Source organism: Streptomyces sp. NPDC086023, assembly GCF_044540325.1.
In the GTDB taxonomy this organism is placed as follows: Bacteria; Actinomycetota; Actinomycetes; order Streptomycetales; family Streptomycetaceae; genus Streptomyces.
The window spans coordinates 1-18,006 of record NZ_JBITRX010000008.1 but is presented as its reverse complement, the minus strand read 5'-3'; the positions used below and the strand labels follow the sequence as shown (position 1 = coordinate 18,006).

At 74.0% G+C, this 18,006-nt stretch carries 16 protein-coding genes; 7 read left to right on the top strand and 9 right to left on the bottom strand.

Annotation, left to right across the window (positions count from 1 at the left end):
- Positions 1-65 precede the first annotated feature (65 nt).
- Positions 66-578 carry a hypothetical protein gene (locus ACIF6F_RS17290; RefSeq protein WP_399947308.1) on the bottom strand — a complete coding sequence of 171 codons (513 nt, stop codon included), beginning with the start codon at positions 576-578 and terminating at the stop codon, positions 66-68.
- Between the two features lie 327 nt (positions 579-905).
- On the opposite strand from ACIF6F_RS17290, the gene ACIF6F_RS17285 reads away from it, so the two are divergent.
- The 4 genes from ACIF6F_RS17285 (at position 906) to ACIF6F_RS17270 (ending at position 5,445) form a co-directional block, all read left to right on the top strand.
- Positions 906-3,740, top strand: coding sequence for a nitrate- and nitrite sensing domain-containing protein (locus ACIF6F_RS17285; protein ID WP_399947306.1), 2,835 nt, complete (start codon positions 906-908; stop codon positions 3,738-3,740).
- A complete protein-coding gene (locus ACIF6F_RS17280) occupies positions 3,737-4,177 on the top strand; it encodes a roadblock/LC7 domain-containing protein (RefSeq protein WP_399947304.1) in 441 nt (146 codons plus the stop codon). The genes ACIF6F_RS17285 and ACIF6F_RS17280 overlap by 4 nt, the downstream gene beginning before the upstream one ends.
- Before the next feature lie 244 nt (positions 4,178-4,421).
- On the top strand, positions 4,422-4,826 hold the full coding sequence (locus ACIF6F_RS17275; protein WP_399947834.1) for a DUF742 domain-containing protein: 405 nt from the start codon (positions 4,422-4,424) through the stop codon (positions 4,824-4,826).
- Entirely contained in the window at positions 4,807-5,445 is a 639-nt protein-coding gene (locus ACIF6F_RS17270) for a GTP-binding protein (protein WP_399947303.1), read from the top strand. Before ACIF6F_RS17275 ends, ACIF6F_RS17270 begins: the two co-directional genes overlap by 20 nt.
- A gap of 298 nt (positions 5,446-5,743) precedes the next feature.
- Here the strand turns inward: ACIF6F_RS17270 and ACIF6F_RS17265 are convergent, their stop codons facing one another.
- The 4 genes from ACIF6F_RS17265 to ACIF6F_RS17250 all read right to left on the bottom strand — a co-directional run bounded on the left by ACIF6F_RS17265 (position 5,744) and on the right by ACIF6F_RS17250 (position 8,438).
- Positions 5,744-6,934 (bottom strand): lipid-transfer protein, encoded by a 1,191-nt coding sequence (locus ACIF6F_RS17265; protein ID WP_399947301.1) that lies wholly within the window; start codon positions 6,932-6,934, stop codon positions 5,744-5,746.
- Positions 6,931-7,392 carry a Zn-ribbon domain-containing OB-fold protein gene (locus ACIF6F_RS17260; RefSeq protein ID WP_399947299.1) on the bottom strand — a complete coding sequence of 154 codons (462 nt, stop codon included), beginning with the start codon at positions 7,390-7,392 and terminating at the stop codon, positions 6,931-6,933. The genes ACIF6F_RS17265 and ACIF6F_RS17260 overlap by 4 nt, the downstream gene beginning before the upstream one ends.
- Positions 7,393-7,455: 63 nt before the next feature.
- Positions 7,456-7,806: an Mpo1-like protein gene (locus ACIF6F_RS17255; RefSeq protein ID WP_399947297.1), complete on the bottom strand. Its 351-nt coding sequence runs from the start codon at positions 7,804-7,806 to the stop codon at positions 7,456-7,458.
- Complete coding sequence (locus ACIF6F_RS17250; RefSeq protein ID WP_399947295.1) at positions 7,701-8,438, bottom strand: M15 family metallopeptidase; 738 nt, start codon at positions 8,436-8,438, stop codon at positions 7,701-7,703. Before ACIF6F_RS17250 ends, ACIF6F_RS17255 begins: the two co-directional genes overlap by 106 nt.
- Before the next feature lie 156 nt (positions 8,439-8,594).
- On the opposite strand from ACIF6F_RS17250, the gene ACIF6F_RS17245 reads away from it, so the two are divergent.
- A complete protein-coding gene (locus ACIF6F_RS17245) occupies positions 8,595-9,137 on the top strand; it encodes an NUDIX domain-containing protein (protein ID WP_399947832.1) in 543 nt (180 codons plus the stop codon).
- A gap of 22 nt (positions 9,138-9,159) precedes the next feature.
- On the opposite strand, the gene ACIF6F_RS17240 is transcribed toward ACIF6F_RS17245, so the two are convergent.
- Both ACIF6F_RS17240 and ACIF6F_RS17235 read right to left on the bottom strand, forming a co-directional pair.
- Entirely contained in the window at positions 9,160-9,594 is a 435-nt protein-coding gene (locus ACIF6F_RS17240) for an Appr-1-p processing protein (protein WP_399947293.1), read from the bottom strand.
- Positions 9,595-9,642: 48 nt separating this feature from the next.
- Positions 9,643-12,081 (bottom strand): glycoside hydrolase family 31 protein, encoded by a 2,439-nt coding sequence (locus ACIF6F_RS17235; RefSeq protein ID WP_399947291.1) that lies wholly within the window; start codon positions 12,079-12,081, stop codon positions 9,643-9,645.
- 214 nt (positions 12,082-12,295) lie between these two features.
- On the opposite strand from ACIF6F_RS17235, the gene ACIF6F_RS17230 reads away from it, so the two are divergent.
- Together ACIF6F_RS17230 and ACIF6F_RS17225 are read left to right on the top strand one after the other, a co-directional pair.
- Entirely contained in the window at positions 12,296-14,275 is a 1,980-nt protein-coding gene (locus ACIF6F_RS17230) for an acetoacetate--CoA ligase (RefSeq protein ID WP_399947289.1), read from the top strand.
- A gap of 78 nt (positions 14,276-14,353) precedes the next feature.
- Positions 14,354-15,253 carry a hypothetical protein gene (locus ACIF6F_RS17225; RefSeq protein WP_399947287.1) on the top strand — a complete coding sequence of 300 codons (900 nt, stop codon included), beginning with the start codon at positions 14,354-14,356 and terminating at the stop codon, positions 15,251-15,253.
- 91 nt (positions 15,254-15,344) lie between these two features.
- On the opposite strand, the gene ptsP is transcribed toward ACIF6F_RS17225, so the two are convergent.
- Together ptsP and ACIF6F_RS17215 are read right to left on the bottom strand one after the other, a co-directional pair.
- Positions 15,345-17,015 (bottom strand): phosphoenolpyruvate--protein phosphotransferase, encoded by a 1,671-nt coding sequence (gene ptsP / locus ACIF6F_RS17220; protein ID WP_399947285.1) that lies wholly within the window; start codon positions 17,013-17,015, stop codon positions 15,345-15,347.
- A 76-nt stretch (positions 17,016-17,091) separates the two neighbouring features.
- Positions 17,092-17,538 carry a PTS glucose transporter subunit IIA gene (locus tag ACIF6F_RS17215; RefSeq protein ID WP_399947284.1) on the bottom strand — a complete coding sequence of 149 codons (447 nt, stop codon included), beginning with the start codon at positions 17,536-17,538 and terminating at the stop codon, positions 17,092-17,094.
- Between the last annotated feature and the right edge of the window lie 468 nt (positions 17,539-18,006).

Here is an 18,006-nt window from a genome sequence, read left to right as displayed (position 1 = left end):
CGGGCGCCGCGGGGCGGGCGCACGCCCCGCGGCGTGCGGCCGTACACAGCCCCGCGGCGCGGCGGTCAGGCTTCCTTCAGCCGGCCGCCGCGCTGCCGTATCCGGGCCGCCTTGCGCGCCCGCCGGCGTTCCCGCCGCCGCTCGCGGCGGAGTCGCCGGGCCGTGCTGCTCGGCACCGAGACCACGCCGTTCCGCTGGTTCCACATCTGCCGGGTCACCCACACGTCCAGCACGCCCCAGGTGGCGACGACGGTGCCGGCGATCGCGCCCAGAACCATCGGGAAGGCCAGCCAGGACCCGGTGACCGTCAGGAGGAAGGCCACCGAGGCCTGGATCAGCGTGAGCGACACCAGCAGCACGGCCCGCACGGCGGAGGTGCGCACCGGATCCGGCAGTCTGCGCCGTCCGACGGGTTCCTCGACCCACAGCCCGCGCTGCCTCGGGACACCGGGCCCCGAGCGGTAGCCGTAACCGAAGGCCACGCCGGAGCGGTAGCCGTAGTCCTCTTCCTGCGTCGCGTACGCGGTCCCGCGGCCGGTCCCGGCCGTGCGCACCGCTTCGTACTGCTCCCTGCCCATGGTCCGCTCACTCCCCACCACACGGCTCCCCATGCCGCTCTGAACAGAAAGACGATTCACACCCGCTCGTGATTCCCGCCGGAGCATGACGGAACGAAAGATTCCAGCCAACCGCCGCGATGGGCGAACTGACGCCTCACCAGGTGTCATGTGCCACATTTCGGGCCGCTCCTGACCGGAAGTATCGGACAACTGGTGATCTTCGTCCAGGGCTCCGGCCGAAAACGTCCGGACATGCCTTCGAGTTGCCTGCGGGGCAGTAGTAGGCTCACGCCGTTTATTGACGGAACACCTACCCCGCACGCGGGGGTTGAGCTGGGGGAGGCCATGCGCTTTCGCGGGGGAACCATCCGCCGGAAGATCGTGGCGCTGCTGCTTGTGCCGCTCGTCTCCCTGACGGCCATGTGGGGCTTCGCCACCGTCATCACGGGCCGCGAGGCCGCCCAACTCCTCGACGTGGCCTTCGTGATCGAGAAGGTCGGCTACCCCGTCGAGGACGTGGTCCGGGTCATCCAGAAGGAGCGCCGCCAGAGCCTCGTGCTCCTCGGCGACCCGCGCGCCTCCCAGGAACTCGCCGAGCTGGCGCGCCGCCGCACCGCCACCGACAAGGTGGTCGCGAAGATCCGCCGCGACGCCCTCGACCCGGACGTCCAGGAGGAGCTGTCCTCGGACACCTCCAGCCGGCTGAACTCCATCCTCGACGCGTTCGAGGAGATCGAGGCGCTGCGCCGCTCCGTCGACCGCACCGAACTCGATCCCGACCAGGCGCTGGAGCTCTACAACCGGCTGGTCGACCCCTGCTACACGTTCCTGATGAACCTCCACGGCCTCGACAACGTGGAGATGGACAAGCAGGGTCGCGCGCTGGTCGGCATCACCCGTGCCCGCGAGACCCTGTCGCGCGAGGACGCCGTGATCGCCGCCGCGCTGGCCGCCCGCCGCGTCACCGCCCAGGACACCCGGACCGTCTCCGACCTCATCGCCAACCGCCGCCTGCTCTACGCGTTCAACCTCGAGGTCCTGCCTGGCGAGGAGCGCGAGCGCTTCGAGAAGTTCTGGCTGAGCCCCGAGACGCGCCCGCTCCGCGACGCCGAGGAGGGCTTCATCGCGCAGGGCCCCACCAAGCGCCCGCGCGCCGTGACCGCCGCCGAGTGGAAGGAGGCGACCGGCCAGGTCCTCGACAAGCTCGGCGAGATGGGCACCCAGGCCGGCGACCGCTACCAGCAGCGCGTCGAGCCCCAGGCCCACCTCGTGCTCCTCAAGGCCGCCATCGCCGGCTTCCTCGGCTTCCTCGCCCTGCTGGTGTCCGTCCTGCTCTCCGTGCGCATCGGCCGCGACCTGGTCCGTGACCTCTCCCGGCTGCGCAAGGAGGCCCACGAGGTGTCCGGCGTCCGCCTGCCGAGCGTGATGCGCCGCCTCGCGGCCGGCGAGCAGGTCGACGTCGAGACCGAGGCGCCCCGCCTGGAGTACGACAAGGACGAGATCGGCCAGGTCGGCAAGGCCCTCAACACCCTCCAGCGCGCTGCCGTCGAGGCCGCCGTCAAGCAGGCCGAACTCCGCCGCGGCGTCTCCGAGGTGTTCGTCAACCTCGCCCGCCGCAACCAGGTGCTGCTGCACCGCCAGCTCACCCTGCTGGACGCCATGGAGCGGCGTACCGAGGACTCCGAGGAGCTCGCCGACCTCTTCCGGCTCGACCACATGACCACCCGCATGCGCCGCCACGCCGAGGGCCTGGTGATCCTCTCCGGCGCCGCGCCCTCCCGCCAGTGGCGCAAGCCGGTCCAGCTGATGGACGTGGTACGGGCCGCGGTCGCCGAGGTCGAGGACTACGAGCGCATCGAGGTCCGGCGGCTGCCCCGGCTCGGCATCGCCGGCCCCGCCGTGGCCGACCTCACCCACCTGATCGCCGAACTCATCGAGAACGCCACCGTGTTCTCGCCCCCGCACACCGCCGTGCAGGTGCTCGGCGAGCGCGTGGCGAACGGCTTCACCCTGGAGATCCACGACCGCGGCCTGGGCATGGCGCCCGAGGCCCTGCTCGACGCGAACCTCCGGCTCGCCGAAACCCCCGAGTTCGAACTCTCCGACACCGACCGGCTCGGCCTCTTCGTGGTCAGCCGGCTCGCCCAGCGCCACTCCGTCCGCGTCTCGCTCCAGACGTCCCCGTACGGCGGCACCACCGCCGTCGTGTTCATCCCGGCGCCCCTGCTCACCGAGGCACCCGAGACCAACGGCACCGGATTCCGCCTCGACAAGCCCGACCGCGACGAACGCAGGGCGGTCGGCCCCGGCCGCACCGGCGGTGCGCCCGGCCTGCCCGGCGCACCGCGGCGGCCCGGCCTGGCGGGCGTACCCGTGCAGGCCGGCCCCTCGATGGTGCTGGACGGCCCGGTGGAGCTGGAGGCCCCGATCAGCGTGCTGGGCCTGGACGACGCCGAGGTGCTGGACGGCATCCCGGGCATCGACGACGCCCCCTCCCGCGGCGGCCTGCTCGGCGGCGCCCGGCCCGGCACCGCGGCGCAGGAACGTCACGCCGGCGGACCCGTACGACTGGAGAGCGCCCGCCTGGACGGCGTACCCGGCGACGGCGGCCGGACCGAGGGCCCGCGCCTGGAGGCCGCCCGCGCCGACTCCGCACGCCCCGTCTCCGGCGGCCCCGTGCCGCTGCCGCGCCGGCGCCGCACGCCCACGCTGGTCGCCGACCACGGGCGCCGCGTCGACACCCGCCCGGTGTCGGTCGTGCCCCAGCCGGCCCCTGCCGAGCCCGCACCCGTCCGCGAGGGCGGCCCCGCGGGGCGGACCGCACGCCCGGCCACCCGGGACGCAGGCCCCCACGGCCCGACGGGCCCGGACCGCGCCGCCCTGGCCGGTCGACCCGCAGGCAGGGAGCCGGCCACCGGCGGCGAACCGCCCACCGGGCCCGGCGGACTGCCCCGCCGCATCCGGCAGGCCAGCCTGGCTCCCCAGCTCAAGGACGCGCCGCCGGCACCGGCGCCGACCGGACCGGCCGACGACCGGGACGCGGAGGAAGTGCGCAGCAGGATGTCCGCCCTCCAGCGCGGCTGGTCGGCGGGCCGACGGCACAACGCCGGGCAGCCGCCCGGTCCAGCCCTGAACGACCCACGCAACGCAAGCAGCACATCGGAGGGGGACGGTCGATGACCGCACCGCAGACCGCAGCGCACGAATCCGGCAGCCGGGGCGACGGCCAGCTGAACTGGCTCCTCGACGAGTTGGTCGACCGGGTCGGCAGCATCCGCAAAGCGCTGGTCCTCTCCGGGGACGGACTGCCGACCGGCCGCTCCAAGGACCTCACCCGCGAGGACAGCGAGCACCTGGCCGCGGTCGCCTCGGGCTTCCACAGCCTGGCCAAGGGCGTCGGCCGCCACTTCGAGGCGGGCCAGGTCCGCCAGACCGTGGTCGAGCTCGACGAGGCCTTCCTCTTCGTCACGGCCGCGGGTGACGGCAGCTGCCTGGCCGTCCTGTCCGATGCGGACTCCGACGTCGGCCAGGTCGCGTACGAGATGACCCTGATGGTCAAGCGAGTGGGCGCCCACCTGGCGACCGCGCCGCGCGGCGGGGCCCCAGCCGGAGGGTGAGGCGGACCGCATGACGGCCACAGGTCCGATCCCCACCCCGTACCACCCGGAGGACTCCGCGGACGCGTTCCAGGAGCCGGAGGGCCCCGACGGCCTCCGGCACCCGGACGCGGCCCCGGAGGACGCGTTCCCGGTGTCCGACCCGTACCCGGCGTCCGACCCGTCCGGTCCTCACCCGGCGGACGCGTTCGCCGCGCAGGAGCCCTCCGCCGCCGACGCCTACCCGGCCCCGGGCCAGGAGCCCGTGGGCGCGTCCGCGGGGGAGTACCGCGAGGACCCCGCGCACTGGTTCGACGACGAGGCCGGCCCGGTGGTCCGTCCGTACGCGATGACCCGCGGCCGGACCAGCAGCGCCGGCCGCCTCAGGCTCGACCTCATCGCCCTCGTCGTCGCGGAGCCCGGCGAGGACCCGGAGTGGGAGCAGACCCTCTCCCCGGAGCACGCCGACATCCTCGGCCTGTGCCGGACCAGGCCCCAGTCCGTCGCCGAGCTCGCGGCCGAACTCGACCTGCCGGTCGGGGTGGTCCGCGTCCTCATCGGCGACCTCGTCGACGACCGGCTGGTGCACGTCACCCGGCCGGTCCCGCCGGCCGAACTGCCTGACGAATCCATTCTCCGTGAGGTGATCGATGGCCTTCGGGCGCTCTAGCCGGCCCGCCGGCACCGCCACGCACACCGGAGCGGGCGGTCCCGCCCCGGTGGAGCCGCTGACCCTGAAGATCCTCGTCGCGGGAGGCTTCGGGGTGGGCAAGACCACCCTGGTCAGCTCCGTGAGCGAGATCCGGCCGCTGCGCACCGAGGAGTCCCTCTCGGAGGCGGGCCGGCCGGTCGACGACACGGTGGGGGTGGAGGGCAAGAGCACCACCACCGTCGCGATGGACTTCGGGCGGATCACCCTGCGCGACGACCTCGTGCTGTACCTGTTCGGAACGCCCGGGCAGGACCGCTTCTGGTTCCTCTGGGACGAGCTGGCACAGGGCGCGCTCGGCGCGGTGGTGCTCGCCGACACCCGGCGCCTGCAGGACTGCTTCGCCGCCGTGGACTACTTCGAGCGGCGCGGCATCGCCTTCGTGGTCGCCGTGAACTGCTTCGACGGTGCCGACCGGCACCCCGCCGACACGGTGCGCCAGGCCCTCGACCTGGACCCCGACGTGCCGGTGCTGCTCTGCGACGCCCGGCAGCGCTCGTCCGCGAAGGAGGTGCTGGCCGCGGTCGTGGAGCACGCCCTCGACCTGGCCCGCGCCCACCGGGCGCCCGCCCGCGCCTGACCGACCGCGCGGCGGCAGCCCGTACGCACGGCAACGCGGCCCGTACCCCCGCCGACTGGGGTACGGGCCGCGTGCGGTGTCCAAGGAGTGTTCTCCCGCTGCGGGGGCCCGTCAAGCACCCTCGCTGCAGTCCGTGCCGGGATCACTCCGGGGAGCCACCGGGGCCGGGCGGCGCTCCCCGCGGAGCGGACGGCGCGGACCGCTCACCGGCCGATCGCCGGGCTGCGCGCCGGCCGCCGGCGGGACCGCTCACCGGCCGCCGGCCGCGGACCTCTCACCGACACGCGCATCGGACGGGTCACCGGACCGCCACGATGGCCGAGCCGTGCCCGAAGAGGCCCTGGTTCGCGGTGATCCCGGCCCGCGCCCCGGGGACCTGCCGGTCGCCCGCCGTGCCGCGCAGCTGCCAGGTCAGCTCGCACACCTGGGCGATCGCCTGGGCCGGCACGGCCTCGCCGAAGGAGGCCAGCCCCCCGCTGGCGTTCACCGGGATCCGCCCGCCCAGCGCCGTCGCCCCCTCGCGCACGAGCTTGGCGCCCTCGCCCTCCGCGCACAGGCCGATGTCCTCGTACCACTCCAGCTCCAGCGCGGTGGACAGGTCGTACACCTCGGCCAGGGACAGGTCCCCGGGACCCAGCCCCGCCTCCTCGTAGGCGGCGGCCGCGATGGAGGAGCGGAAGCTCCCCGGCGCGGGCTCGACCGCCACAGCGGAGTCGGTGCCGATGTCGGGGAGGTCGAGCACCGTGCGCGGGTAGGTCGGGGTCACCGTCGACACCGCCCGGATCCGCACCGGATCGGCCACCCCGCGCGAGCGGGCGAAGTCCATGCCGGTCAGCACCAGGGCCGCGGCCCCGTCCGAGGTGGCGCAGATGTCCAGCAGCCGCAGCGGATCGGCCACCACTGCCGAGGCCGCGACCTCCTCGGCCGTGACGGGCTTGCGGTACCGGGCGTTCGGGTTGAGCGCCCCGGCCGCGGCGTTCTTCACCTTGACCAGCGCGAAGTCCTCGGGGGTGTCGCCGTACACGGCCATCCGACGGCGCGCGTACAGCCCGAAGTACGCCGGGTTGGTCGCGCCCAGTACGCGGAACCGCACCCAGTCCGGGTCGTCCGGCCGGTCCCCGCCCGCCGGGGCGAAGAACCCCTTGGGTGCCGAGTCCGCACCCACCACGAGCACCACGTCGGCGAGCCCCGCGAGGATCTGTGCCCGCGCCGCGCCCACCGCCTGTGCCCCCGAGGCGCAGGCCGCGTACACGCTGGTCACCCGCGCCCCCTGCCAGCCGAGCGCCCGCGCGAAGGTGGCCCCGGCGACGTAGCCCGGGTACCCGCCGCGCACCGTGTCCGCGCCCACCACCGAGTCCACGTCGGACCACTCCAGGCCCGCGTCGGCCAGCGCGGCCCGCGCGGCCGCCGTCCCGTACTCGACGAAGCTTCGGCCCCACTTGCCCCAGGGGTGCATGCCCGCACCGAGCACCGCCACGTCGCCGCTCACGACCGCACCTCCACGGGCCGGAACCGCCACGTGGTCCAAACGGTGTCCGCGTCCTCGTTGAGCACGCCCGGCACCACCTCCACGGTCGTCCCGACCTCCAGGTCGGCCGTGGTCACACCGGTCTCGGCCTGCCCCAGCACCACCATCCGCTCCGCCTCCAGCTCCACGGCGAGCAGCGTGTACGGCTCCCAGGGCGCGTCCGGATCGGAGACGTACGGCGCCGGCGGGCGGTACCTGCCGTCGGTGTACGACCAGACGCGGCCGCGCCGCGACAGGGGCACCTCCGCCAGCTCACCGCCGGCGCAGGCCGGGTTGCGGCAGAAGGAGTCCTCCCGAGGGAAGAACACCGAGGCACAGGCCGTGCACCGGGTGCCCAGCAGGCGGAACTCCTCCTCGCCCGACGCGAGCGTGACGTGGGTGAACCAACCGGCCACGACCGGTGTGCGTGTGCGCGCCAAGACCCCTCCCCGGCATCTGATCTGACGATACGTCAGAAGTCTGCCACGGGGCGGGCCCGCGGGTCAGCGGTTCTCCGCCAGCCACTTCTCCGCTGTCTCGGCCAGCTCGGCGTCCCGCCCGGCCAGCATCATCCGTATCATCTGGGCGTCACCGCGCAGCGACCACGCGGGATGCCCGAAGGTCGCCGGGTTGTTCCCCTCGATCAGGAAGTGCGCGGGCCAGGCCGTGCCGTACCCGATGAGGGGGAGAGCGGCGGCGTACCGCTTCCGCCCCCGGGCCAGCCCGTACACCGTGACGGCCAGCCCGGTCAGCGTCCCCGCCAGGTGCACCCAGCGGGTGGCGGCGCGGGAGTGCATGGCGACGTAGTAGGGCCAGAATTCCTCGTACGACTCGAAAGAGCGCTCTGCTGCCATGTCCCGACGGTACTGCGGCCCGCCGACAACGTGACCGGTACGTCGAAGGAGGTTTCGGGGAACGGCTCGGTCCTGAGCGTGAAGTGCCACCACTCCTCGGGCAGGTTGACGAACCCCACGGCCTCCAGGGCCCCCTTCAGCCGCATCCGCCCCGCCCGCTGCTCCGCCGTCACCCGCCGGTCTTCGGTGTGGGAGAGGGGGTCGAAGAGGTCGAACGCCCCGCCCATGTCGACCTCGTGGCCGCCCCTGGCCCCAACCCCGGCCGCGCCGCCGGTGCCCTGGCCCGGCAGCCGCACCAGCGTCACGTCCACCGTGCTGCCCCGGCTGTGCGCGGACCGCTCGGCGATGTACCCCAGCTCGAAGAGCCGGCCCTTCTCGACGCGCGGGTAGAACTCCGCCTTCGTCCGCTGGTCCGCCGGGTCCCGCGCCCACCGCACGAAGTGCGCCACCGCCCGGCGCGGCCGGTAGCAGTCGTACACCTTCAGCCCGAACCCCCGGGCCAGCAGAGCCCGCTGCGCCCGCGCCAGAGCCCGGGCCGCCTCCCGGGAGAGCAGGCAGACCCCCTCCTCGTACCCGTCCACCCGCACGCCCAGGAGGTTGTGCTCCGTGGCGTACCGCATGTCCTCGGCCACGCTCGGATCCACGTCCCGCAACGCCACGAGCCCGGCGGGCCCCCCACCCGAGGCCCCGGCACCCCCCGCCCCCACGAGCAGCACCGTGCACACGAGCCCCACCAACCGGACCCGAAATCCCCCGACAGGCATCCATCGCATGGCCCTTGCTCTACCATCCCCACCGTGTCAGCACCGGTGAAGGACTCGCACTGCTCCGCCTGCGGAGCCCCCTACCCGCCCGCCGCGACGTGGCCCCGCACCTGCCCCGCCTGCGCGACCGTGGCGTACCGCAACCCGCTGCCCGTCGCGGTGGCCCTGCTCCCCGTCGTGGACGACGAGGGCACCGGCCTGGTGGTCATCACCCGCACCATCGAACCCGCCCGCGGCGGCACCGCACTCCCCGGCGGCTTCATCGACCACGGCGAGGACTGGCGGACCGCCGTCGTCCGCGAACTCCGCGAGGAGACGGGCATCGAGGCCCCCGCGGACCAGGTCGAGCTCGCCGACGCACTCAGCTCCCCGGCCGGCCACCTGCTCCTCTTCGGCCTCCTCCCGCCCCGCCCGCGCACCGAGCTCCCGCCCCCGGTCCCCACCGCCGAGACCACCGGCTGGCACACCCTCCGCACCCCCGCCCCCCTGGCCTTCCCCCTCCACACCCGGGCCGCGTCCGCCTGGTTCGCCGGCCGCTACACCCCCTCCACCCGCGGCCCTGCCTGACCCGCCCGCCGCATCCGCACGGCTAACGGTCGTACACGGTCACCGCTATGTCCCGCGCGCACAGCTCCTCCGTGACCAGCGGCTCGATCCGGTCCCACTTCCCGCCGGCCAGCCCGCACCCGATCCGCGGCATGTGCACGGAAGCCCCCAGCTCCGTCGCGTGCCCGGCGAGCGCGCGCAGGCACCGCGCCACGGCGTCGTACCGGATCGGCGGCCCCCCGCTGCCGGTCCTGATGCCCCGCTGGCCGACCATGTTGGCCACCCACGTGTCCTCCCCGACGCGGACGAGCCGTACCGCGCCCAGCCCGAAGTCGTGGCCCGCCCGCCACCGGCGCGAGAGGGCGAGGACGAAGCCCTTGCCCCAGCCGCCCAGGTCGTTGCAGACATGCGTGATGATCTTCGGCCCCCTGGCCTGCGGGACGGTCGCGTCCCCGGCGATGATTTCGAGTTCCCTCACCACCCCATGCTCGCCCCCACCACTGACAGCCACGGCACCGAAGCCCCGTCACACCCCCCGCACCCGGACAGGCAGTCCCGGCTGCGAGCCGTCCTCGCGCTCCACCCACACCTGGCCGCCAGCCCAACGCGAGACGAACCGCTCCACCTCCGGCAGCGCGAAGCCGTCCCCCTCGTCCCGTACGAGCAGACCGCCTCCCGTCCGGCCGAGCGCCGGCGCCCACACCTCCAGCTCCAGACCCTCCGCGCCCCGCACCGGCACCACCGCACCCGCCCGCGCCAGCACCGGCACCCGCCCCGCCGGCGCGTCCAGCAGCACCTGCCCCGGACCCTCGTACGCGGCCCCGGTGGCCGTGTCGTACCACCGCCCCCGCGGCAGCCGCACCGCCCGCCGGTCCGCACCCGGTTCCAGCACCGGAGCCACCAGCAGCGCGTCCCCCAGCAGGAAGGCGTCCTCGCAGTCCCGCAGCGCCCGGTCCTCCGGAGCCCCCCACCACACCGGCCGCACGTACGGCGCCCCGGTCCGGTGGGCCAGCTGCGCCAGCGTCACGAAGTACGGCCGCAGCCGCTCCCGTTCCGCCAGCGCCGCCCGCGCGTGCTCCAGCACCTCCGCCCCGAACTCCCACGGCTCCCGGCGCCCCGCCCAGATCGCGGCATGGGTGCGGAACAGCGGCAGGTACGCCCCCAGCTGGAACCACCGCAGGTACAGCTCCGGCGACGGCGAACCGCCGAACCCGCCCACGTCGGGACCCGAGTACGGCACCCCGCACAGCCCCAGCCCCAGCACCAGCGCCAGCGACGCCCGCAGCCCCGGCCAGCCCGTCTCCACGTCACCCGACCACGTGCCCCCGTACCGCTGCATCCCCGCCCACCCCGACCGCGAGAACAGGAACGGCCGCTCCGCCGGGCGCAGCCGCACCAGCGCCTCGTACCCCGCCCGCGCCATGGCCAGCCCGTACACGTTGTGCGCGGCGCGGTGGTCGCCGCCCGCCCCCTCCAGCGCGTGCCGCGCCGACCGAGGCAGCGTCATGTCCCCGAACGGCCGGAACGACACCGGCTCGTTCATGTCGTGCCACACCCCCGAGAAGCCCTGGCCCAGCCGCTCCGCGTACAGCCCGCCCCACCACTCCCGCGCCGCCGGATCCGTGAAGTCCGGATACACGCACTCACCCGGCCACACCTCCCCGCGGACCTCCCGCCCGCGCCCGTCCCGCACGAACGCCCCCGCCGCGCGCCCCCCTTCGTAGACCGCGTCCCCCGGCTCCGCCTTCACCGCCGGGTCCACGATCGACACCAGCCGCACGCCCTGCTCCCGCAACTCCCCGGCCAGCGCCGGAAGATCCGGGAACCGCTCCCGGTCCACGGTGAACACCCGGTGCCCGTCGTAGTGGTCGATGTCCAGGTGCACGGCCGCCAGCGGCAGCCCCCGCTCCCGGTACCCCGCCACCACCCGGCGAACCTCGCGCTCGCTGCCGAACCCCCACCGGGCGTGCTGGTACCCCAGTGCCCAGGACGGCGGGACCGCGGCAGCCCCCGTCAGCCCGGCCCACCCGCGCAGCACCCGCGCCGGCGTCCCCACCAGCACCCAGACCCGCAGCGGGCCGCCCTCCATGCGCAGCTCGGACACGCCGGGCCGGTCCTGACCCGACCCCGCGCCCTCCTCGCCCTCGCGCAGCGTCACGCGCCCGTCCCACGTGCTGTCGTGGAACATCAGGTGAGTCCCCGCGTCCGACACCACCACCTGCACCGGCATCGTGATGTACAGCGGATCGTCCTCCGGGCCGAAACCGCCCCGCGGGTCCGTGTTCCACAGCCGGTACGTGCCGTCCCGCAGCCGGGGCCCCGACGCCCGCCCTCCCAGCCCGAAGAACCGCGCGTCCGCGGGCACCTCGGCCCGCGCCAGCCACCGCGCCCCGCCCACCGCGCGCCCCGCAGCCCCGACGGGCACCCCGTCGACCCCGGTGCCCGCCTCCCCGCCACCGGCCCGCGCCGCCCCGGCCCGCGGACTCCCGTCCGCAGCCTCCCCCACCGGCTCCCACCAGCGCGGCGGCAGCTCCCGCCGCAACATCGCGCCCCCCGGCGTCCGCACCTCCACCGCCCCGGTCCGCGACACCACCACGGTCACCCGCTCCGACACCACCCGCCAGCCGCCGTCCGTGTCCGGCTCCAGAACCGCCCGTGCATCGGGCTCCGGCCCGCCGCCCGCCAGCGCGTACGACGGCGTACACCCCGCACCGTCCCACCCCCAGAACACCGCGCCGCCCACCGCGACCATCACCCGCAGCTGCGAACGGGCGAACCTCAGCACTCCGCCACCCGGCCGGGGCTCGGCACCCGTCAGCGCCCCCGGCACCCGCGCCCGCTCCGCACCCCGCCGAGGCAGCGCCGCCGCGTCCGCCCGGTCGTGCCGCCAGGCCGTACGCAAAGCGCGCAGGCCACGGGCCGATCCGGCGTCCTTCACCGTCCGTACGAGATCACGAGCGTCCATGCCGATCACCCTGCCACCCGCCCCCGGCCGCGCGGGCTCCGTTCAACTGGCGTTCACCCACATCCGGGACCCCGCCGACCTGTGGCCACCCGCTCTGGTGCGGATGTCGATCACGTGGCATGGTCCCTCTGAGCCTGACGCGCACCACCCCCCGCGCGCCGGCACCGTACGCAGACCCCGCGCAGAGCCGCCGAACACCGGGAGCCGAAGACCCATGACCTCAGCCACTCCGCAGCCCGCACCCCTCTGGCAGCCGAGCCCCGAGCGGATCGCCGCCGCCCGGATCACGGCCTTCCAGAGCTGGGCCGCCGAGCGGTACGGGGCGCCCGCCGACGGCGGCTACGCCGCGCTCCACCGCTGGTCCGTCGACGAGCTCGACACCTTCTGGCGCGCCGTCGCCGACTGGTTCGACGTCCGCTTCACCACCCCGTACGAGCGCGTCCTCGGCGACCGCGCCATGCCCGGCGCCGAATGGTTCCCCGAGGCCACCCTCAACTACGCCGAGCACGCCCTGCGCGCCGCGGAGGACCCGGCCCGCGCCGGGGACGCCGCCCTGCTGTACGTCGACGAGACCCACGACCCCGAGCCCGTCACCTGGGCCGAGCTGCGCCGCCAGGTCGGCGCCCTGGCCGCCCGGCTCCGCGAACTCGGCGTCCGCCCCGGCGACCGCGTCAGCGGCTACGTCCCCAACATCCCGCAGGCCGTCACCGCGCTCCTCGCCACCGCCGCCGTCGGCGCCGTATGGACCTCCTGTGCCCCCGACTTCGGCGCCCGCAGCGTCCTCGACCGCTTCCAGCAGGTCGAGCCGGTCGTCCTCTTCACCGTCGACGGCTACCGCTACGGCGGCAAGGAGCACGACCGCCGCGACACCGTCACCGAACTCCGCGCCGAGCTCCCCTCCCTGCGCGCCGTCGTGCACATCCCGCTCCTGGGCACCGGGACCCCCGAGGGCGCCCTGTCCTGGGACGAGCTGACCGCCGGCACCGACGAGCCCGTCTTCGAGGCCGTCCCCTTCGACCACCCCCTCTGGGTGCTGTACTCCTCCGGCACCACCGGCCTCCCCAAGGCCATCGTCCAGTCCCAGGGCGGCATCCTCCTGGAGCACCTCAAGCAGCTCGGCCTGCACTGCGACCTCGGCCCCGAGGACCGCTTCTTCTGGTACACCTCCACCGGCTGGATGATGTGGAACTTCCTCGTCTCCGGCCTGCTCACCGGCACCACCGTCGTCCTGTACGACGGCAGCCCCGGCTACCCCGAGACCGGTGCCCAGTGGCGGATCGCCGAGCGCACCCGGGCCACCCTCTTCGGCACCTCGGCCGCCTACGTCATGGCCTGCGGCAAGGCGGACGTCCACCCCGCCCGCGACCACGACCTCTCCGCCGTGAAGTGCGTCGCCACCACCGGCTCGCCCCTGCCGCCCGACGGCTTCCGCTGGCTCCACGACGAAGTCGCGGACGACCTCTGGATCGCCTCCGTCAGCGGCGGCACCGACGTGTGCAGCTGCTTCGCCGGGGCCGTCCCCACCCTCCCCGTCCACATCGGCGAACTCCAGGCCCCCTGCCTCGGCACCGACCTCCAGTCCTGGGACCCCGCCGGCAAGCCCCTCGTCGGCGAGGTCGGCGAGCTGGTCGTCACCAACCCCATGCCGTCCATGCCGATCCACTTCTGGAACGACCCCGACGGCAGCCGCTACCGCGACAGCTACTTCGAGATGTACCCCGGCGCCTGGCGCCACGGGGACTGGATCACGATCACCGACCACGGCTCCGTGATCATCCACGGCCGGTCCGACTCCACGCTCAACCGCCAGGGCGTCCGGATGGGCTCCGCCGACATCTACGAGGCCGTCGAACGCCTCCCCGAGATCAAGGAATCCCTGGTCATCGGCCTGGAGGAGGCCAACGGCGGCTACTGGATGCCGCTCTTCGTGCACCTCGCCCCCGGCGCCGCCCTCGACGACGACCTCCGCGCCCGCATCAAGGCGACCATCCGCGAGCAGCTCTCCCCGCGCCACGTCCCCGACGAGATCATCGAGGTCCCCGCGATCCCGCACACCCTGACCGGCAAGCGGATCGAGGTCCCCGTCAAGCGCCTGCTCCAGGGCACCCCGCTCGCCAAGGCCGTCAACCCCGGCTCCGTCGACAACCTCGACCTCCTCCGCTTCTACGAGGAGCTCGCCCGCACCCGCCGCTGAACCTCACTCACGGTGGCGTTGTCAGTGCCCACGGTTACTTTGGGTGAGCACTGACAGCCACCGCAGTGGGGGGACACCATGGCGTCGTACGCCAAGCACACCGGAAACCTGCGCCGCAGCCTGCGCCGCGAAGCCCCGAGCACCGTCGGCCTCCTCGCCGACCCCGAGGACTTCGCGGCCATGGCACGGTACGAAAGCTTCCCCTTCGAGGACCATCCCGCCTACCTCCGGCAGGTCGAAGGACTCCTCAGATCACTCGCCGCCCAGGGCATCCACACGACCGTCGCCCTCTTCGATCCGGAGGACTACGCCGACTACTGCCGCGACCAGCGGCTCGCGCCGGACTCCGCCGCCGCCCGCACCCGCTTCACCGCCGAGGTCGCCGGCACCGGCGCCGGCGTCCCCTACACCGGCCAGTCCATCGGCGAGCTGGCCACGCTCGTCATCGACGAGACCGTCCGCCAGGCCACCTGGGAGTACGCCACGCTCCTCCTGGCCGGCCTCGGCCCCTGCGCCCACTGCGGCGAGGACATCGGACAGGCCTCCTTCGACCGCGCCACCCGCCTCCTGAAGCACCTCGTCGACGGCGCCGGCCCCGGCCGCCACCACCTGGTCTGCAGCATCCCCGCCGACGAGGAGCAGCTGACCACCGTCCTGCACGCCGACGCCACCGCGGACACCGGACCGGCCCGGCTCGACAGCCGCGAGGCGCTCGACTTCGTCACCGTCCTCGCCGCCGGACTCGCGCTCCGCGGACCCGGGGGAGTGGTCCTGCGCAGCACCACCCCGGACCTTCCCGACCGCGTCCACGCCTGGCGCCTGGACCACGGCGCCGTCCGCCCCCTGACCGCGGGCGAGGTGTTCAACGCCTACTGCACCGACGCGGAGACCGGCGAACTCGTCCCGCCCGAGCCCGGCGTCGAGCACCGCGCCGGGTACCCCGTCGACCACGAGGTCCCGCACCACCCGCGCGAGTAGACCCCACGGAAGCGAAGAAGGAGAGGGGCTCCCGCCTCTCGACAGGAACCCCTCCCCTCTCTCACACGACGCACCTCGGCGCGTCACCGGCTCACTCGCCGGACAGCACCGCCTGCGCGGCCACCCGCGCCTCGTCGGCGGAATCCGCGGCACGGGCCGCGGCTGCCGCACGCTCGCACTGAGCCAGCGTGTACTTCGCCAGCGTCGCCCGCACGTACGGAATGGAGGCGGCACCCATGGACAGACTGGTCACACCCAGACCCGTCAGCACACAGGCGAGCAGCGGGTCCGACGCGGCCTCGCCACAGACACCACAGCTCTTGCCCTCGGCCCTGGCCGCCTCGGCGGACATGGCGATCAGGTCGAGCAGCGCCGGCTGCCACGGGTCCTGGAGGCGGGACACCGCACCCACCTGGCGGTCGGCGGCGAAGGCGTACTGCGCCAGGTCGTTCGTGCCCAGCGACAGGAACTCGACCTCCTGGAGGATCGAGCGGGCGCGCAGCGCGGCCGACGGGATCTCGACCATCGCGCCGAACTTCGCCTGGAGACCCGCCTCGCGGCAGGCGTCCGCGAAGGCCTTCGCGTCCGTCCGGTCGGCCACCATCGGGGCCATGACCTCCAGGTACACCGGCAGCCCCTCGGCCGCCTTCGCCAGGGCGGTCAGCTGGGTGCGCAGCACCTCCGGGTGGTCCAGCAGGCTCCGCAGACCGCGCACGCCCAGCGCCGGGTTCGGCTCGTCCGCCGGGGTCAGGAAGTCCAGCGGCTTGTCGGCACCCGCGTCGAGCACGCGCACCACCACCCGGCCCTCCGGGAAGGCCTCCAGCACCTTGCGGTACGACTCGATCTGCTTCTCCTCGGACGGCGCCTTCTTGCTGTCGTCCAGGAAGAGGAACTCCGTGCGGAAGAGACCGACACCCTCGGCCCCCGCCTCCACGGCCGCCGGCACGTCCGCCGGACCGCCGACGTTGGCGAGCAGCGGCACCTTGTGCCCGTCGGAGGTGGCGCCCGGACCGGAGGAGGCGGCCAGCGCCGCCTTGCGCTCCGCCGCGGCGGCCTCCAGCTCGGCCCGCTTCTCCGGGCTCGGGTCGACGAAGATGTCGCCCGTGCTGCCGTCGACGGCGATCACCGTGCCCTCCGCCAGCTCGCCCGCGCCCGGCAGCGCCACGACGGCCGGGACGCCCAGCGCCCGGGCCAGGATGGCGCTGTGGCTGGTCGGCCCGCCCTCCTCGGTCACGAAGCCGAGCACCAGCGCGGGGTCCAGCAGCGCCGTGTCGGCGGGTGCCAGGTCCCGGGCGATCAGCACGTACGGCTCGTCGCTGTCCGGCACGCCCGGCATCGGCACGCCCAGCAGGCGGGCCACGATGCGATTGCGCACGTCGTCGAGGTCGGCCACCCGGCCGGCCATGTACTCGCCGGCCCCGGCGAGCAGCTCGCGGTACGAGGCGAAGGCGTCGTACACCCCGCGCTCCGCCGTGCTGCCGACGGCGATCCGCCGGTCCACGTCCGCCATGAGCTCCGGGTCCTGCGCGATCATGGCCTGGGCCTCCAGCACGTGCTGGGCCTCGCCACCGGCCAGCTGGCCACGCGCGATGAGGTCGGCAGCCACGGCTTCCACGGCCTTGCGGGCGCGCCCCTGTTCGCGCTCCGCGTCCTCCGCGGGGATCTGCCTGGCCGGCGGTTCGAGTACCGCCGTGCCCATGTGCCGTACCTCGCCGATCGCCACTCCGTGGCTCACGCCGACGCCTCGCAGCGTTGTCTCCATTTCACCCGTCTCCGATAGTGCGGCGGACCCGCCCGCCGCGATGGATGTCCGACTCGCCTGGGCGGCGAAGGGCACGTCAGGCCCAGCTGAAGAGGCTGTCTCCGGCCTTCACGTCACCCTCGACGACGTCAGAGAGCGCGTCGGCGGTGGCCTCCAGGGCCACGATCGGGCAGATGGGGGACTTGCCGGCGGCCTCGACGGCGGCCGGGTTCCACTTCACGACGGCCTGGCCGCGCGTGACGGTGTCGCCCTTGTTGACGAGCAGCTCGAAGCCCTCGCCGTTGAGCTGGACAGTGTCGATGCCCAGGTGGGTGAGGACGCCGTGGCCCTCGGAGTCCACGACGACGAACGCGTGCGGGTGGAGGGAGACGACCACGCCGTCGACGGGGGCCACCGCCTCCGAAGGCTCGCGCACAGGATCAATGGCGGTACCGGGACCCACCATCGCGCCGGAGAACACCGGATCGGGCACTGCCGCGAGTCCGATGGCACGCCCGGCAAGAGGGGACGTCACGGTGGTCATGGAGGGCCTCCCAGGGGTGGGGCTTCGTCGTGTCGCCGTCACTATGCGTATGTGTCCGGCGTACTTTTTAGAAGGGTAAGACATAAGAAGTCCGGGTTCGCCCGGTGTTGGTCCCCACCTGGGCTGGCCCTTCGGTCCTGGAGACTAGTGGACTAGACCGGTGGACTAGACCACCATAGCCCGAGCGATTTGCTTCGTCACCGGGCGAGAGGTACTGTCTTAAGTCCTGCCCGACCGCCCGCGTGGTTCCACGTGATCGACGGAGGGCGGGCAACCCACTTCATCACTTCGCTGATCAGATCTCGATCTTTCGGCTCGTTCCGCATGCTTGCGGTCCGGGTGGTCGGAGAGAGCGAAAAGCGCTGATAGTGTGGGAAACGCCGAAAGGGAAAGCGACGGAAACGCCGCTGGAACCGGAAAGCGCCGAGGAAATCGGGTCGGAAAGATCTGATAGAGTCGGAAACGAAG

Excerpts from the sequence above, each read along its gene's own strand:
- ACIF6F_RS17290 (WP_399947308.1), bottom strand. The coding sequence starts at position 578 with ATGGGCAGGGAGCAGTACGAAGCGGTGCGCACGGCCGGGACCGGCCGC.
- ACIF6F_RS17285 (WP_399947306.1), top strand. The coding sequence starts at position 906 with ATGCGCTTTCGCGGGGGAACCATCCGCCGGAAGATCGTGGCGCTGCTG.
- ACIF6F_RS17280 (WP_399947304.1), top strand. The coding sequence starts at position 3,737 with ATGACCGCACCGCAGACCGCAGCGCACGAATCCGGCAGCCGGGGCGAC.
- ACIF6F_RS17270 (WP_399947303.1), top strand. The coding sequence starts at position 4,807 with ATGGCCTTCGGGCGCTCTAGCCGGCCCGCCGGCACCGCCACGCACACC.
- ACIF6F_RS17255 (WP_399947297.1), bottom strand. The coding sequence starts at position 7,806 with ATGGCAGCAGAGCGCTCTTTCGAGTCGTACGAGGAATTCTGGCCCTAC.
- ACIF6F_RS17235 (WP_399947291.1), bottom strand. The coding sequence starts at position 12,081 with ATGGACGCTCGTGATCTCGTACGGACGGTGAAGGACGCCGGATCGGCC.
- ACIF6F_RS17230 (WP_399947289.1), top strand. The coding sequence starts at position 12,296 with ATGACCTCAGCCACTCCGCAGCCCGCACCCCTCTGGCAGCCGAGCCCC.
- ACIF6F_RS17225 (WP_399947287.1), top strand. The coding sequence starts at position 14,354 with ATGGCGTCGTACGCCAAGCACACCGGAAACCTGCGCCGCAGCCTGCGC.
- ptsP (WP_399947285.1), bottom strand. The coding sequence starts at position 17,015 with ATGGAGACAACGCTGCGAGGCGTCGGCGTGAGCCACGGAGTGGCGATC.
- ACIF6F_RS17215 (WP_399947284.1), bottom strand. The coding sequence starts at position 17,538 with ATGACCACCGTGACGTCCCCTCTTGCCGGGCGTGCCATCGGACTCGCG.